This window comes from Oribacterium parvum ACB1 (genome assembly GCF_000238055.2).
GTDB lineage: Bacteria > Bacillota > Clostridia > Lachnospirales > Lachnospiraceae > Oribacterium > Oribacterium parvum.
The window spans coordinates 579,532-595,398 of the sequence record NZ_KE148312.1 but is presented as its reverse complement, the minus strand read 5'-3'; the positions used below and the strand labels follow the sequence as shown (position 1 = coordinate 595,398).

At 42.7% G+C, this 15,867-nt stretch carries 12 protein-coding genes; 6 read left to right on the top strand and 6 right to left on the bottom strand.

Going from position 1 to position 15,867, the window contains the following annotated elements; translation table 11 throughout:
- Positions 1 to 196: 196 nt before the first annotated feature.
- The 4 genes from HMPREF9625_RS02845 (at position 197) to HMPREF9625_RS11520 (ending at position 4,023) form a co-directional block, all read left to right on the top strand.
- Entirely contained in the window at positions 197 to 1,129 is a 933-nt protein-coding gene (locus HMPREF9625_RS02845; protein WP_009535495.1) for a DNA-directed RNA polymerase subunit alpha, read from the top strand.
- A gap of 91 nt (positions 1,130 to 1,220) precedes the next feature.
- Complete coding sequence (locus HMPREF9625_RS02840) at positions 1,221 to 2,519, top strand: UvrD-helicase domain-containing protein (RefSeq protein WP_009535494.1); 1,299 nt, start codon at positions 1,221 to 1,223, stop codon at positions 2,517 to 2,519.
- Between the two features lie 226 nt (positions 2,520 to 2,745).
- Positions 2,746 to 3,198, top strand: a complete 453-nt coding sequence (locus HMPREF9625_RS02835; protein ID WP_009535493.1) for a hypothetical protein — start codon at positions 2,746 to 2,748, stop codon at positions 3,196 to 3,198.
- 168 nt (positions 3,199 to 3,366) lie between these two features.
- The gene (locus HMPREF9625_RS11520) at positions 3,367 to 4,023 is read left to right on the top strand and encodes a methyl-accepting chemotaxis protein (RefSeq protein ID WP_009535492.1); all 657 of its coding nucleotides are present in this window, start codon (positions 3,367 to 3,369) and stop codon (positions 4,021 to 4,023) included.
- Between the two features lie 232 nt (positions 4,024 to 4,255).
- Here HMPREF9625_RS11520 and HMPREF9625_RS02825 read toward each other — a convergent pair whose 3' ends face one another.
- From HMPREF9625_RS02825 to flgB, 6 genes are all read right to left on the bottom strand, one after another.
- Complete coding sequence (locus HMPREF9625_RS02825; RefSeq protein ID WP_009535491.1) at positions 4,256 to 5,383, bottom strand: C39 family peptidase; 1,128 nt, start codon at positions 5,381 to 5,383, stop codon at positions 4,256 to 4,258.
- 208 nt (positions 5,384 to 5,591) lie between these two features.
- Positions 5,592 to 6,200, bottom strand: coding sequence for a CheB methylesterase domain-containing protein (locus HMPREF9625_RS02820; protein ID WP_009535490.1), 609 nt, complete (start codon positions 6,198 to 6,200; stop codon positions 5,592 to 5,594).
- A 13-nt stretch (positions 6,201 to 6,213) separates the two neighbouring features.
- The gene (locus HMPREF9625_RS02815; protein WP_009535489.1) at positions 6,214 to 7,029 is read right to left on the bottom strand and encodes a CheR family methyltransferase; all 816 of its coding nucleotides are present in this window, start codon (positions 7,027 to 7,029) and stop codon (positions 6,214 to 6,216) included.
- Positions 7,030 to 7,040: 11 nt separating this feature from the next.
- On the bottom strand, positions 7,041 to 7,532 hold the full coding sequence (locus tag HMPREF9625_RS02810; RefSeq protein ID WP_009535488.1) for a chemotaxis protein CheW: 492 nt from the start codon (positions 7,530 to 7,532) through the stop codon (positions 7,041 to 7,043).
- Positions 7,533 to 7,542: 10 nt separating this feature from the next.
- On the bottom strand, positions 7,543 to 9,618 hold the full coding sequence (locus HMPREF9625_RS02805) for a chemotaxis protein CheA (RefSeq protein WP_009535487.1): 2,076 nt from the start codon (positions 9,616 to 9,618) through the stop codon (positions 7,543 to 7,545).
- 82 nt (positions 9,619 to 9,700) lie between these two features.
- Positions 9,701 to 10,090 carry a flagellar basal body rod protein FlgB gene (flgB, locus tag HMPREF9625_RS02800; protein ID WP_009535486.1) on the bottom strand — a complete coding sequence of 130 codons (390 nt, stop codon included), beginning with the start codon at positions 10,088 to 10,090 and terminating at the stop codon, positions 9,701 to 9,703.
- A 404-nt stretch (positions 10,091 to 10,494) separates the two neighbouring features.
- Here flgB and HMPREF9625_RS02795 point away from each other — a divergent pair, with 404 nt between their 5' ends.
- Both HMPREF9625_RS02795 and HMPREF9625_RS02790 read left to right on the top strand, forming a co-directional pair.
- Positions 10,495 to 12,693 (top strand): methyl-accepting chemotaxis protein, encoded by a 2,199-nt coding sequence (locus HMPREF9625_RS02795; protein ID WP_009535485.1) that lies wholly within the window; start codon positions 10,495 to 10,497, stop codon positions 12,691 to 12,693.
- A gap of 36 nt (positions 12,694 to 12,729) precedes the next feature.
- Positions 12,730 to 15,588 carry a methyl-accepting chemotaxis protein gene (locus tag HMPREF9625_RS02790; RefSeq protein ID WP_009535484.1) on the top strand — a complete coding sequence of 953 codons (2,859 nt, stop codon included), beginning with the start codon at positions 12,730 to 12,732 and terminating at the stop codon, positions 15,586 to 15,588.
- Positions 15,589 to 15,867 lie beyond the last annotated feature (279 nt).

Sequence of the window (15,867 nt, the reverse complement as noted above, 5' to 3'; positions counted from 1 at the left end):
CTTCGGTATTTTCATGAAAAGTACTCGATATTTTTTGAAAAATATGTATAATGGATAGGCTTAGCAATGATATGTTCGCGAGAATCATGGATCATGTTTTGGAACTCGCGAAGAAAAACAGCGATAGATGATGTTATAGAGTTGAAGAACAGCATTTGCCTGCTGTAATAAAGTATAAGGATAGAATGGAGAACGTATGAAACCAGTATTAGAAGTAGAAGAGCTTATAGAAGAACAGGGTTATGGCCGTTTTGTATGTACTTCTCTGGCAAAGGGAGAAGCTACCGTACTAGGGAACTCTCTTCGGAGAATCCTTCTTTCTTCTATGCCCGGTGCTGCAGTCAGTGAGGTAAAGATTGACAGTGTTTATCATGAGTTTTCCTCCATTCCGGGAGTCAAAGAGGATGTTTCCGAGATTGTCATGAATCTGAAGAAGCTGGCTATCCGCTACAGCGGAAGTTCGGAAGACCCGGTTATGGCTTATGTGGATTACATGGGAGAGGGAGTTGTTCGTGCTTCCGATATCAAGGTAAGCTCCGAAGTGGAGATTATGAATCCGGATTTGGTGCTTGCAACGCTTTCCGGAGAGGATGCAAAACTCTATATGGAATTGATTATCACAAAGGGGCGCGGTTATGACGGGGCAAATACCCGAGACCACAGTGATTCCGCTATCGGCGTGATTGCAATCGATGCCATTTATTCTCCTGTAAAGAAGGTAAATGTCTTTGTGGAAGAACAGGGTGAAGAAGAGGAGAAGCTCATTTTGGATGTCAACACGAATAAGACGATGCATCCGGAAGAGGCGGTTTCTCTTGCAGCAAGAGTTTTACAGACACACTTAAAGCTTTTCATGGATATGGAGGGCAATGTTCGGAATCTTGCAGGAAGCGGCAGCAGTACGCAGGATATGGAGAGTGATGAATTAAACAAGAGCATTGATGAGCTGGAGCTTAGCGTGCGTTCCTATAATTGCTTAAAAAGAGCAGGTATCAATACGGTGGAAGATCTTTGTGCAAAATCCATGGATGACCTGATGAAGGTGAGAAATATGGGAAGAAAGTCTTTGGACGAGATATTAAACAAATTAGAGAGTATGGGACTGCATTTGGCAACAAAGTCGGAGTAGTTTTGAGACAGGGGATCGTTTTTACGGTGCCCTGTTTTTTCAAATGTATAGTCAGTAATACTGAGAATTCTGCTACGCTGTAGAGGGTAGAATGGAGAAAAAGAGGAGATTTTGGACTGAGCGAAGGAAGAGAGAGTATATCCGGAATGTAGAAGATAATCTCTTTATCATCGCAGGGCCCGGAACGGGGAAGACCACCCTACTTTCGAGGAGAATATTGAATCAGATTATGGGTGGAGAGAGACTATCCCACTTTCTTTTGATTGCCTTTACCGAGGAAGCGGTACAGGAATTTAAGCAGAAAATTAAAAAACATCTCTATAGAGAGATGGCTATCAATAAGGAAGCCGCACACAAACTCAAGAAAAAGATACATGGCATAGACGGCATGCATATTATGACCTTTCATGATTTTTGCCTGTGGATTTTGGAGAAGGAGAAAAGCTTTTGCTGTGAAAATATTCATAAAGACTCAAAAAATATAAATACTGAGCAGAATAAAGAAGATAAAGTATCGTGCGGGGAAGAGGGGGATATTCCGCTGGAAGAGCGCTGTTATAGGCTCTTACAGAAGAACAAGGCCTTTCTACAGGTTCTAAGAAGGGATTTCAGTAAGATTTACGCAGATGAGCTGCAGGATCTGAATCAGAGTCAACTCAATATTTTACTCAGCCTTGCAACAGATAAAAAGGGGAAGATGCGTCATAACTGTCTCTTTATGGTGGGAGACCCGAGGCAGACAATCTATCAGGAGGAGGAAAAAGAAAGACAAGTCTTCTACAATATGAAAAGGGAGATGGAGAAGAAGCGTAATGTGCAGATTCTTTATCTGAATGAGAATTATCGTGCCAACAAGATGCTGGTGGACTGGATTAATGATGCTTTTCGCAGGAGGATGCATTCCTATAGAGATATGGAAGCATCGCAAAGGCCGGAATTCTTAAAGCATTGTCCCTTTCACGGTGTATATCAAAAAAAACTGTCCGGAGCAGAAGGAGAGGGGCTTCGCAGTCTCTTTTTGGAAATTTTAGGAAGCTACCCGGATTTAAAAGAAAGAGATTTTTTGGTACTGTGTAATTCGAAAGAGAAGCAGAATTACTTTAAGAACAGCATAAAGGATATTGGCTTTACTCCTCAGGCTTTGGATCATATTGTACTCGAAGCCCACCTTTCCAAGGGCTTAAATGCCAATATTGTTATTATCAGTTCAGCAGGGGGCAATCCTTCCGCTCGTTCTGACAATCGAAATATCTGCTTGGATTATGTAGCGGTAACGAGGGCAAAGCATGTCCTTATTTTCTTGACAGGGGGAGAAGAGGAGTGGTTCTCGGATAAAAACTATGGAATTTCCGAACTTCCGGATTTGCAGCTTCTCCCGAACGAACAATAGTATATAAGATTCTGTCTAATAGAGAATATAGAAAATAGGGAAAAGAGAATAAAGAAAAACCAATGAATAAGAGAGAAAAGAAAGGGGGTAGGAGGAACTACTTTTCTTTATATAAAAATTTTAGACACAAAGCAAAACAAATAGTGTATACTAACTGTTGTGGTTTTGTGTTTGCCGGTATTTAGGCTATAGCCATGAAAATGGATTTGTATAAAGAGAGGTTGTTATGCAGTTTCAAATATGCCATGAAAATGACAGTTCCCTTCGACTTAGACTGGAGCGTTTCCGAATCAGTGAAGAGGAGGAGACGATTTTAAGCAGGATGCTTGCCTGTCATCCGCAGATTACCGGTCTTCAGATTTATCCGGCTACTTCCGGTATTCGTATCTTTTATAAGGGGGACAAGAAGAAACTCTTGGAGAGTCTTGAAGCCATTCCCTACAAAAATGTGACCTATCTTGTTGAGAATCTTCCCAAGAAGGAGGATATTCGTGTACAGCTTCTGCCAAGCTGTAAGGAAATCGTACAAGAGCTTGGGAAAAGCAAGAAGATGAAGCCCTCTTTAAAGAGGAAAATCGGAGCGAAGGTGACTCTTGAAGCACTGGCGGATATGTTTCTTCCGGCTCCTGCATCACTGGCTTTTCATGTTTATCAGCTCCTGCTTCTTTCTCGATCTTAAGGAAAGCTGATTCTTACGTCAACTTGTAAAAACTGTCTTGCGTCTTATGCGAGGCGGTTTTTTCTTTTTACATTCTTTCCTCATGGTCTTATATCTCTTTTTTTCTTTGCCGATATTGTTTTAGATGTTCGTTATTATCATGTTCATGATAGAAGAGGAAGGAAGAAAATGGTAATTCATATTCAAGATTTTGCAGGAAAAGAGCAATTTCAATCCATGCTTTGTGACTGGGCGCTGGCCACAGGATTGGAGGCAATGGTGCAGTCGCAGGATACGAAAGTCACGTATTTTGCTAATGCCGAAAAAAAAGAGCCAGGGAAGGCCGATGCTTTGGAACGCAGATCCCAGGAATTTGGCTCTTCTTCTATTCAGGCTGACCTTCAATACGAAGGAGAAAAGATTGCTACGATTTACCTGAAAAAGGGATTGTGTGACGATTCGGAAAAAGAGAAGGCGGCATTAAAGCTCTTGGTCTTCAGCATGGAGCAGTTTATGCTGGCGGATTGCAGTGAACTTCGATTCCGTGAATTTGCGGATAAATTATCTGACGGAATTAAAGAGACACAGAACTTGGTAAAAGATATTCGGAAGAGTACCAATGATTTAAAGAGCATTCAGAGCAGACAGAAGATTCTCGCTTTAAATGCCAATATTGAGGCTGCAAGAGCCGGAGAACACGGCAAGGGATTCGGCGTGGTTGCGGATGAGGTAGGAAGACTTTCCGACAGCAGCTCTGCAGTGAATGAGAAGATTTCCGCGGTGGTAAAGCGTATTTCCGAGGTGGTTATCAGCTTAAGCGGTGAAGAGATTGAAGAACAGGCATAAAAGTCGGTACCATGAAGATAGAAAGAAAGGCTACAAAAAAGCATAACTGCTTGGGAAGTACAGGCTTACAAACGGGCATAACAGAGTAAAAAGTACAGACTTGGAAGTCGAACTATTCAAACTGAGAATAAAAAGAGGGGCCATGAAATTTCATGGTCCCTCTTCTTTGTCCGCTTTAGCAGGGGGGACTGGCTAAAGGGATATTCGAATATTCGGGATTTTCACTTTTTATTTACCGTCCCGGAATACGAACGGACCAAAGCGGGCCTCCCGCGTCATAATTCTGTTTCAGTTCTCGCATAATCTGTGCCGGATCCCAATCCTTTTGTGAGTTGGGATAACTGTTCGGGTCGGCAATGGATATACTTCCGTTGGCATTTTGCTTTGTAATGATGATAAAATGCCCTCCGTTTGTCAGTGCACCCTTTCCCATCAGTGCCACAAGAATATGCCCGTTGTTTAATAGATTTGCGATGTTTGCAGGGCTTCTATCCTGTACGCTGTCTACAACAAGGTCAAAGGCGGAGAGTACCGCCGGGATATAGTCGTGGTAGGAACCGCTCTTAGGGGCAAAATAGCCGTAAGCCGCGGACCAATTGGACATTTCCTTCGGGGTAATGCTTCCATTTACATTTCCGAAGGCGGAAACAATCATAGCTGCTGTAGTCGGACCGCAACCGTATTTACTGATGCTGTCCTGTCCTCCATAGAGATAGCTGGCCCAGTGACTGTCATGCTGGTTATAGTAGGGCATGGGACCCAAAGCTGTATCCAGATAGACATTGTAGTCATTGAATGTAGAAGTACCGTAGTAATTCTCAAAGGGATCCGATTTTACGGGAAGGGTAGATGTTTTTTGTGCATCCTCTGCAGCTTCTTGCGCTGTTTGCGGAGTATTTAAGTCTATTATCGCTAAAGTCTCCGTTTCTGCTATGCTACTTGTTTCCGGAGGGGTTTCCGCTTCGGTTCGACTTTCTTCCGTACTTTCCGTCTCGGTCTCCGATTCCGCTTCGGAAGAGTTAAGCTCGACTACAGGAAGCATCTCCGAGTCGGAGGCAAGTTTTTCTTCGGCTTCTTCCCCTTCGGATATCTCCGTTCCGTCTCCGTAATAGACAAGTCGGTCACCGCGATCCTGCTCTTCGTATAGCAACTCCTGAAAATCTAAATAGGGAGCCCGGTTCTTTGTCTTGTTCTCGTGTAGAGGGATTGTTTTTACCGTCTTGAAACTGTCTTTATATCCCTCATAAGCAATTGCGGAAAAGCTGACAGTCATTACAGAAAGAGATGCCATCGCTAAAACTCCCAGATGTTGGGCAGACCCCATGGCTATTTTGTGTAAAACTGCCTTTATTATTCCCATATTTTGCTCCTAAACCAATCAGAAAAAGATAAAGAGTTTGATCTTTATGATAGATAATCTACATACGCTTTTAATATCGACAAAGGAGAAAAGAAAGATAAGACAAAATCGTATAGCATAGAATAAAAATAATGGATAAAAAGAGATAAAAGAAAAAGGAGCTGATAGAGCTTTTGAGAGCTGTTTGTTAAGCATAGAAAAAGGAGCTTTAGCTTTCTGCCGCTCCTTCCTTCATGGCGTTTATTAATAAGCTTGCAATTTCGTTGAGGTTTCCCTGCTTATCCACAGCACCGAGTTTATAGGCCTCCATGGGCATTCCGTAAACAATGGAGCTTTTCTGATCCTGTCCCAAGGTAAAGGCTCCTTTTTCGTGCATAGCAAGCAGTCCGTTTGCCCCGTCTTTTCCCATACCGGTCAGAATGATACCGATGGCATTATGCCCGCAACTTTCGGCTACGGAGGTAAAGAGGTAATCAATCGAAGGACAGTGTCCGGAAACCTTTTCGCCTTCCTTACACTCTACTTTTAGTCCTTGGACGTCCCGAACAACTTTCATCTGCAGCCCTCCGGGCGCAATGAGGCAGAGTCCCGGATACAGCCGGTCCTGATCCTTTCCTTCCCGTACCTCCATCTTGCAGAGCTTATCCAGTCTTTCGGCATACATCTGTGTAAAAACGGGAGGCATATGTTGTGTAATGACTATGGGAGGGAGATTAGCAGGCAACTTTTCCAGAATCGAAAGAAGAGCTTCCGTTCCTCCTGTGGAAGCCCCCATGGCAATAATCTGGATGTGATTCTTTGAAAAAAATGTTTTCATTTTTGCCCCTCGACTATTCTTCTCTCCGATAGATAGCCGGTTTAATATATTTATAAGGACAGCTTTGCTTGGTCAATCCTTCGGAGTGACCAATGAAAAGATATCCCCCCGGATAAGTTGCATCATAAAAACGTTTCACTAAAGCATCTTTTGTTACTTGGTCAAAATAAATCATTACATTTCGACAGAAGATAAGGTCAAAGTTTCGTTTAAAGTGAATGGGTTCCATCAGATTAAAGGGGCGGAAAATCACATTGTTTCTTAGCTCTTTACTGACCGTATAGCTTTCGTCCTTTTGCTGAATAAAGTACTTGTTTTTCCATGCATTAGGAAGTTTTTCCAGACTTTCCGCGGGATAAGAGGGATTAATCGCCTTGTTCAGTACATTATGGGAGATATCCGTTGCGAGCATCCTGGTATCCCATTTTCCGGGAAGCTTTCCAAAGAATTCCAGAAGATACATGGAAATATTGTAGGGCTCTTCTCCCGAAGAACAGCCTGCGCTCCAGATAGAAAGGACCTTGTCCTTTTCATGTTTTTTGGCAAGCTCCGGAAGAACCACCTTTTCCAAATAATCAAAGTGGGATTCTTCTCTCATAAAATAGGTGTAGTTCGTAGTGAGCTTGTTTAAAAGCGTGGTCAGCATGTCTTGATTTTCTTTTGAGAGAATGTCGTTTACATAGCTGTGAAACTCTCCATACCCCGATTTTTCCAAAATGCTGGAAAGGCGGCTAACAATCAAAGGCTTTTTCTTTCGTAAGTCAATGCCGAATTTTTCCTGCATATAGGTATAGAGTCGTTTAAAGTCTTCGTCTGATAAATCATACATGAAAGAACCCCTTATACAGCCTCGGAAGAGGACTGTACCAAAGCCTCCGCATCAAAGGACATGGCCACCTCTCCGGAATCCAGAGTAATCATGCCGTTGCATAGTTTCTGTCTGTTACGGAGCGGAATGGACTGCACTTCATCCGGATCGATATCGATAACCTGTCGTACTCTGTCCACAATAATGCCGATAGGAATGGATTCAATATTTAAGACAATAATACAGGTCTTTGAAGTATATTCTTCTGCCTCTCTGTCCATCAGTAACCGGATATCAATGACAGGTAAAATAGAACCTCTCAGGTTGATGATTCCCTTTACATAGTGAGGAACCATGGGGAGAGCAGTGATACTGTGATCATTGATAATCTCAATGACATAGCTTGTGCTCATATACATGACAAGCCCTGCGGATTCGAAGGTAAGACAGCGTTCTGCGTCATTTGTTTCCTGTTCTTCTATTTTTTCGTCTTCAAAAAACTCATCCATAAACTCTTCTGCCATACTTCCCTCCTTATTCATTTTCAATAGCTTGAGAGTACAAGCCTAAGACATCTAAAATGATACATATATTTCCGTCTCCGAGAATGGAGCAGCCATTGATTCCGTTTGCCTTTAGATCAAAGGCGTTAAAGTAAGCGGGAAGCGGCTTTACAACAACCTGCTGTTCTCCGATTAAGTCATCAACAAAGAGACAACATGACTTGTCGTTTGCTTCTACCCAGATGAGAACGCCGTCTGCAAGGTCGGTGTATTTTCCTTCTATGCCGTAGAAGTTGTTCAGGCGAACGATGGGATAGAAGACATCCATTCTTTTTACCATCTCGTTTCCATTTTCATCAAAGACAACTTCCGCATCGTCTATTTTAAAGGACTGGCGAATATTTACGATGGGGATGGTGAAGATTGTATCGCCTACGTTAACCTTCATACCGTCCATAATAGCCAGAGTAAGCGGGATTTTCATCGTGAAGGTAGACCCTTTTCCCAGTTCACTGGAAATGCTGATGGCACCTCCTACCGATTCCAGATTCTTCTTTACAACGTCCATCCCTACGCCTCTGCCGGAGAATTCGGTAACACTCTTATTGGTAGAGAAGCCCGGAAGCATGATTAAGCCCAAGGCCTCCTTCTTGGAATATTCGGAACGCGGCTTATAAAGCAGTCCTTTTTCCTCCGCCTTATCCAAAAGTTTTTCCGGATTCATACCGTAACCGTCATCCTCTACGGTGATAATCACTTCGGAAGAGGTATGGGAAGCGGAGAGAATCAATTCTCCCTGTGCATCCTTTCCGGCAGCAATACGTTCTTCCTTAGTAGTCTCAATACCATGATCCATACTGTTTCTGACGATGTGCATCAAGGGATCCTGCAGACTGTCTACAATGGTTTTGTCTACTTCCGTATCCTCGCCGATAATAGTAAGCTTCACGTCTTTTCCGAGCTTCTGCTTCATATCGCGGACGATACGATTCATTTTCTGGAATACGCCGGAAATGGAGACCATTCGAAGACTCATGGCGATGTCCTGCAAATCATCGGTAAGCTTTCGAAGCTGTCTTGCGGATTTCATGAAGTTATCCAGACTTTCCTGCGGAAGCATACGAAGAACAGGAGAGGAAGTAACCATAGATTCTGTGATTACAATTTCTCCCACGAGGTCATTTAAACTATCCAGCTTTTGTAAATTTACGGAAATCAAACTTTGCTTTACGGGAGCGGTGGATTTCTGCTGGGTATTCTGTGGCTGCGGTGCAGCTTCTTTCTCTTTATTCTGCTTAGGATTCTGTACGGAAATGTTTTCCTTTTCTTCCGTCTTTACTTCACTCTTTTTTGCATCCACGATTTCATAAGAGAGAATATGGCTCTGCTCTCTTAACACCTTTTCTCCCTTTTCAAGGACTTCTTCCTTTTCAAAGGCAAGGAAAAATCCGTCATCGACAATGACTTGGGCGGTTTCCGAGTTTGTATCCATATCACTTGGATAATAACGGAAGTCCAGATCATATTCTTTTAAAGCATTCACAATCATAAATGCTCTAAGATTCTCCATGCCGATTCCCTGATCCAGGAAGACATGGATGAATTTAATGGCTTTCGGATCATTCGGAAGCACTCTTTCTACGGTCCCCTGTGCACGCCCTGCTCCGGAAGCGGTCTTTGTATTTCCGCTTTCCTTTCCGGAGATTTTTGCCAAGAAATTGTTTATCTCTTCGGCAAATTCTTCTATATTTTCATCTAAAGGATCTCCGGCTTTCACTTTTTCTAAAGCACCGCGAAGAAAATCTTCCGAGCGGAACATCAGATCGAAAAGTTCGTTCTTTTGCTCATTACTTAAACAATCCATGCCCTTGTCTCGAATAAAGAAGAACATATCTTCAATGTGGTGGGCAATGTTGGAAATCGGAGTAAATTCCATCATGGCACTGGAACCTTTTATGGTGTGCATGATACGGAAAATTTCATTTACATCATCGGAGGAAAAATCGCCGATTTTCTCGTCGGCAATCAGCATTTCATCTAACTTATCCAAGAGTGATTCCGTCTCCAGAAGATAGGTATCCAACATTCCTTCCATTGTACTATCCATAAGTTTTACCACCTTTTCACTATTTTCCCGGGAAATGCTTTTCCATCTCCCCCAAATCGATTCTTTTCAACAGAAGAAAAGACTAGAAGTTTTTCACTGCTGTCGAGAGTCGTTTTAAATCATTATTAATTGAGTTCACCATGAACTGATAGGCATAGGTGGTCTTGACAAGCTCCACCTGCTCTTGATCCATATCTACGTTGTTTCCGTCCAAGCGGCTGGATTCATTCCTGGTACTGTGTATCCTGGGTCTTTGCATACGAATTGCTTCGGATACTTTTATTTTTTTCTGACTGCCCTTTTCTGCCATAGTGATATGGTGAAGAAGCTCGTTCTCAAAAGTGAGATACTTGGATTTATAGTTTGGGGTATCCACATTGGCAATATTGTTTACCGTAAGATTCTGTCTTCCCCATAGCAAATCAAGCGTCTTTTCCGTAAGGGCTATTCCATTTCCGTAAAATATTGACATAGCAATCCTTTCTCCAAATCGATCTTTCCTCACTTTATCGAACGCAAAACGCAATTGTATAAGAGAAAAATGGAAAAAAGCGAATATTTTGCAATATTTTCTCTCGATTTATTCTCGAAAAGAAGCGACTTGCAATGTCTTCCGGTTTGAAACGAATGCCCTGAAATCAGTATGCAACATTCCGACATATTTTAAGAATATTTTAACATTACTGCGTTCTCTCGTAAAGCCGTAGTTCTATTGAAAGAGACGGATATTGCGCCGGTCTGATGAATACTCCAAAAAAATAGCCTTTCTTTTTAGAAGGGGAGAGCAAGGGAATGGCAAACTTATAGAAAGTCAATCTTAGTCGAAAAAACAAGGAGAAAGGATTGGACTTTGCTTTAAGGAGGTTTTTGAACGGTATGAGCAAATATGTGGAAAAGAATAAAGGCAGTTTCCTGAAGAGAATCAGTCTGAAAGGAAGACTGTCTATTGTTTTGGGTGCAGTTTCTTTTGTGCTTATTCTGGTACTTTGCTATATCTTGGTGCATTCCTTTGAGCTGGATATTGATCCTCAGATTGATGATTCTATGACGGAAAAAGCGATGAACGGAGCTGCCGAGCTGTCTTCTACGGTGGATAAATTAAGCCATATTTCCGCTACAATCAATGAAGGAATCAGCTTTATTTATGATGAAAATGACAAGGTGGGAGAGGCTCCCGTTCAAACTTGGAAGGTGCAGGACTTTTCAAAAAACAACATGGTTTCCGTTACGGGAATGGATCCGGTAACCCTGCGAAGCGGAATTGTGGATAAAGAGATTCCCGCTTCAAGATACAATGCGGAGGCGGTTCTCCTGAATACACTTCATGCTTCCATTTTGGAAGATGAAAATATTATCGGCGGCGGAACCTTTTTTGAACCGAATGCCTTTTTTCCGGATTCTTCCGACTATGGCATATTTATTACAAGAGAAGGTGCGAAGGAGAAGATTGTACAACGTATCGATTATGACTTATATAAGGACAAGGACTATTACAAAGCAGGAAAAGAGGGAAAATCAGTCATTACCAATGTTTATAAGGATGATAAGGCAGGAGGAGCAGAGCTCTTTACCATTACAAGTCCGATTATGGTAAACGGTGAGTTTAAGGGTCTTACTCTATTAGATATTAATGCAGACGTTCTTACCAAGGTAAGTAAGACCGATGCAGAGTATCCGACTATGTTTTCCGAGATTATCGATTCGGAAGAAGTGATACATGGAAATGAAAAACAAAGGGGTATGAAGCTTTCGGATGTTCTTTCCGAGAAGGCATATAAAGAGGTAAAGGATCTTATGGCCGGTGGAGAACGCTTTACCAGAAAGGTAATAGGAAAGTCCGGTGCAGCAGAAAGAGAATTTTTTGAACCGGTGAATCTGAACGGCACAACTTGGTGGTTCCGCATCAATATGACGGAAATTGATTATGATCATGCCGTGGACAGGATGGTGCTTGTAGCAACGGTACTAGGACTTTTGACGGTCGCGATTGTCATATTGGCAACGGTATTTTATCTGAATAAGAGTTTGAAGCCACTTGCCATGGTTTCCCGGTGCGGAAAAAAGCTTGCAGAAGGCGATTTTGATATTGAGATGTCCTATGCCTATCAGGATGAAATAGGTGCATTGATTTTGGCAATACAGGAAGTGGTAGACAGAGTCAGACATATCATTTCGGATTTAACCGAGAAACTGGGAGAAATGGCAAAGGGCAATTTTAACCTGAGCAAAGATAATGAAGAATATTATACCGGTGCATATATTCCGATTCTGGAGGCTCTTTCCAAGATTACCACCGACCTTTCTCGGACGATGTCCGAGATACAAGGAAGTGCAATGAAGGTAAATAGCAGTGCAGGGCAGGTAAGTTTTGCGGCGCAGGGACTTTCCGAGGGCGCAACCGAGCAGGCTTCTTCTATAGGAGAGTTGAGCTCAACAATGAGCGATATTTCTGAAAGAATCAAGGAAACGGCACATACGGCACAGGAAGCGTCTCGCTTGTCTACAGATACGGGGAATGCCGTAGTTATGAGTAATACAAAGATGGAAGAGATGTCCAGGGCTATGGTGGAAATCACCGAGAAATCCAATGAAATCAGTAAGATTATAAAGACCATTGACGACATTGCCTTCCAGACCAATATCCTGTCCTTAAACGCGGCAATTGAAGCTGCAAGAGCAGGGGCTGCCGGAAAGGGCTTTGCCGTTGTGGCGGATGAAGTTGGAAATCTCGCACAGAAGTCGGCGAAGGCGGCACAGAATACGGCATCTCTAATAGAGGAAACCATTGATGCTGTAGAAAAGGGAGCAAGAATCAGCAGAGAAACTGCGGAATCTTTGGATACCGTTTCTCAACACACCGAAAAGATTAACAACTATATTCAGGATATTTCAGCTGCCTCGGAAGAAGAGGCTCGAGGGATAGCGCAGCTTACACAGGGAATCGATCAGATTTCTTCCGTTGTGCAGAATAACTCCGCAACGGCGCAGGAATCCGCTGCCGCTTCGGAAGAAATGTCCGGTCAGGCAAATATACTGAATGATCTGGTAGAGCGCTTTACTTTAAAAGAAAATTAGATTCAAAAGGAATCCGGAATTTTTCAGGGAGGGAAAATGATGAAAAAGGGAAAGGGGAAGCAGGGAAAGAAGGGATCAATCGGCACCAGACTCTCTGCAATCTTGGGCTTGTGTATTGTTCTTGTATTTTTATTGATGAGCTTAAGTATTATTTACACCGGACAGAAAGCAATCAGCTCCGCGCTGGATGGCAATCTAAACGATAAGGCAACGATGTCCATGGGAGACGTGCAGAAAGTAATTGCAAGCTTGGAATCTATTTCCTCCACTATGGAAGTAGGCGTACAAAAGATGAATGAGCAGGAGGACTCTGTCGGAGCTGTGCTGAATCAGATTTGGAAGGTGAAAGATCTGAACGGAAAAGCGCTTTCTCTCTCAGGTATGGAGGCAACTCATTTTCAATCCCGGGTTATTGATGCGGAACTTTCCGCATCCAGATACAATACGGAATCTATGTTCCTGGATTCTCTCAATGCATCGGTTGCAAGCAATCCTTCTTTGCTTGGGACGGGAATCTTTTTCGAGCCGAACGGGTTTCAACAAGGAATAAAAGAATATGGAATCTATATGACTCCGACTGCGAGAGAAGCCGGAGAGATTATGTCCTTGCCCTATGATTTTTATTCGGCTACAGACTGGTATAAAAAAGCAAAAGAGACGGGAGACAGATTTCTTACCGACGCATACGCAGATACCTTGCGTCCGGAGATCAAAGTGATGACGATGGCAAGTCCCTTAAAAAATCCAAAGGGAGAGTTTATCGGCTGTGTCATGTTGGATATTAATGTAGAGATCTTTTCCAGCGTAAAACAGGAAGATGAAAATTTTAAATCCCTGCATACCGGTGTTTTAGACCATAAAGGGACTGTGCTATACAGCATGAATCCGGATATGCAGAAGAAGAGTCTGGAAGAGGTGGTGCCCGAGAGCTCCATGGAGGAGATTCATACGGGTATGGAAAAGAAGGAGCCGTTTCTTGTAACGGTACCGATGAACCGGGGAGAAGTAAGAAGAGTCTATTTTAGACCTATGGATATCCATGGAGTGACGCTTTGGACGATGGTCAGTGTATTGAACAGCGAGTTTATGTCTGCGAGAAATCGTCTGGTCTTACTTTGTACGCTTTTCAGTGCGGCAGGTCTTGCAATTTTAATCGTTGTAAGCTCCATATTGATTCGAAAAGCGCTTCATCCACTAAAGGAAATCGCAAAAGTCGGTGAATCCGTTGCAGAGGGAGATTTTGCGGTAGGAATTCGCTATAAGAATAAAGATGAGATCGGAGATCTGTGTACATCTATTCAGGATGTTGTCTCCAATATTCAAAGGATTATTACGGACCTTTCCGATAAGTTAAAAGAACTTTCACAGGGGAATTTCTGTGTTGCGCTGGATAATGAAGAGAACTATCCCGGTGCATATAGACCCTTGCTTCTCACTTTACAGGAGATTACCGGAGATCTGGATAAGACTATGTCCGAAATCAAGAACAGTGCCGGTGCAGTGAATTCCGGTGCCGGGCAGGTAAGTTCTGCCGCGCAGGGACTTTCCCAGGGGGCTACAGAACAGGCTTCTTCGATTGAACAGCTGAGTGCTACCATGAATGATATTTCCATAAAGATTAAGGAAACGGCGGAGATGGCAGTGAAGGCTTCCGTTCTTTCCGGACATACCGGTGAAGCGGTAGAACGAAGCAATAAAAAGATGTCGGAGATGTCTAAAGCAATGCTGGAAATCACTCAAAAGTCCAATGAGATCAATAAAATCATCAAAACGATTGATGACATTGCGTTCCAGACCAATATCCTTTCTTTAAACGCCGCAATAGAAGCGGCAAGAGCAGGCGCTGCAGGAAAAGGCTTCGCGGTAGTTGCGGATGAAGTGGGAAATCTGGCACAAAAATCAGCAAAGGCCGCTCAGAATACGGCAACCCTCATTGAAGAAACCATTTTGGCAGTGGAAAAAGGAGCCAAGATAACAGAAGAGACAGCGGAGTCTTTGGGAACAGTTTCAAAGCATACGGTACAGATTAATAGCTTTATTCAGGACATCTCCACAGCATCGGAAGAAGAAGCAAAAGGTGTATCACAGATTAGTGCGGGTATTGAACAGATTTCCGCTACGGTACAGAACAATTCCGCTACAGCGGAAGAGTCTGCAGCTGCCTCGGAAGAGCTTTCCAGACAGGCAAATCTTTTGAATAACCTTGTATCGAAGTTCCGACTGACAAGGGAAGGGGAAACAAGAAGCGAAACCGAAACAGCTTCATCAGAGAACGCTGTACCGAATAAGATTGAATTCGGGAAGCAGGAAGAAGCGCTGAAGAAAGCTTTGCCGGAGAAGCCACAGCAAGTTGTGGAGAGGCCTAAAGAAGTTGTAGAGAAGCCAAAGCAAGATGTGGAGAAGCCTAAGGAAGTTGTGGAGAAGCCTAAGGAAGTTGTAGAGAAGCCTAAAGAAGTTATAGAGAAGCCAAAGCAAGTTGTGGAGAAGCCTAAAGAAGTTGTAGAGAAACATAAAGAAGTTGCAGAGAAGCCTAAGGAAGTTGTAGAGAAGCATAAAGAAGTTGCGGAGAAGCCTAAGGAAAAAGAGCTGAAGAAAGTTTTTGAGAAAAAGGAAGAAATCGAGCCGAAGAAAATTGCACCGAAGCAGATGGTGATATCGTCCGAGCCGGTTCTTCCGGAGGAAAAGGCAACAGAGCCGATAGTAGATATCAGTGGAATGGATGGCATGGATTTGTCACAAATTCCCATTCCCGGAGATGCTCATTATCATGCATCACAAACGAAAGCTGCTGCGGGAAAGGCTAAAGAAAAGACGGCTACGAAGAAAGCAAAGCAGGATATAAAGCAAGAAAGAAAGGTGGAACAGTTCCCGGTATCCGGGAATGAGAAGTATTAAAAATTGCTTAGATTTTTCACTTTGATAAAAATATTCCTTTTATTTCGCAGGATTTAGGAGAGATGTAAAATCATCTCCATTATAATCCTGCGAAATTATCATATATGGAGGAAAAGAGATTTTGAACAAAAAATAGGGAAAATTGAAATCAAAAAAAGCGGAGAAAAGAATAAAAAAATCAATGTTGGACTTCATACGGTCTTTTATATATAATGCTGATAAAGGAGGGAAAAAGCTACTAAGTTCTTTAGTTTTGTAGCTTGTATCAGTTTCACGAAC

Bases quoted from the DNA above. Each gene is read 5' to 3' on its own strand.
- HMPREF9625_RS02840 (WP_009535494.1), top strand. From the start codon at position 1,221: ATGGAGAAAAAGAGGAGATTTTGGACTGAGCGAAGGAAGAGAGAGTAT.
- flgB (WP_009535486.1), bottom strand. From the start codon at position 10,090: ATGTCAATATTTTACGGAAATGGAATAGCCCTTACGGAAAAGACGCTT.
- HMPREF9625_RS02815 (WP_009535489.1), bottom strand. From the start codon at position 7,029: ATGTATGATTTATCAGACGAAGACTTTAAACGACTCTATACCTATATG.
- HMPREF9625_RS11520 (WP_009535492.1), top strand. From the start codon at position 3,367: ATGGTAATTCATATTCAAGATTTTGCAGGAAAAGAGCAATTTCAATCC.
- HMPREF9625_RS02835 (WP_009535493.1), top strand. From the start codon at position 2,746: ATGCAGTTTCAAATATGCCATGAAAATGACAGTTCCCTTCGACTTAGA.
- HMPREF9625_RS02825 (WP_009535491.1), bottom strand. From the start codon at position 5,383: ATGGGAATAATAAAGGCAGTTTTACACAAAATAGCCATGGGGTCTGCC.
- HMPREF9625_RS02795 (WP_009535485.1), top strand. From the start codon at position 10,495: ATGAGCAAATATGTGGAAAAGAATAAAGGCAGTTTCCTGAAGAGAATC.
- HMPREF9625_RS02790 (WP_009535484.1), top strand. From the start codon at position 12,730: ATGATGAAAAAGGGAAAGGGGAAGCAGGGAAAGAAGGGATCAATCGGC.
- HMPREF9625_RS02810 (WP_009535488.1), bottom strand. From the start codon at position 7,532: ATGGCAGAAGAGTTTATGGATGAGTTTTTTGAAGACGAAAAAATAGAA.
- HMPREF9625_RS02845 (WP_009535495.1), top strand. From the start codon at position 197: ATGAAACCAGTATTAGAAGTAGAAGAGCTTATAGAAGAACAGGGTTAT.
- HMPREF9625_RS02820 (WP_009535490.1), bottom strand. From the start codon at position 6,200: ATGAAAACATTTTTTTCAAAGAATCACATCCAGATTATTGCCATGGGG.
- HMPREF9625_RS02805 (WP_009535487.1), bottom strand. From the start codon at position 9,618: ATGGATAGTACAATGGAAGGAATGTTGGATACCTATCTTCTGGAGACG.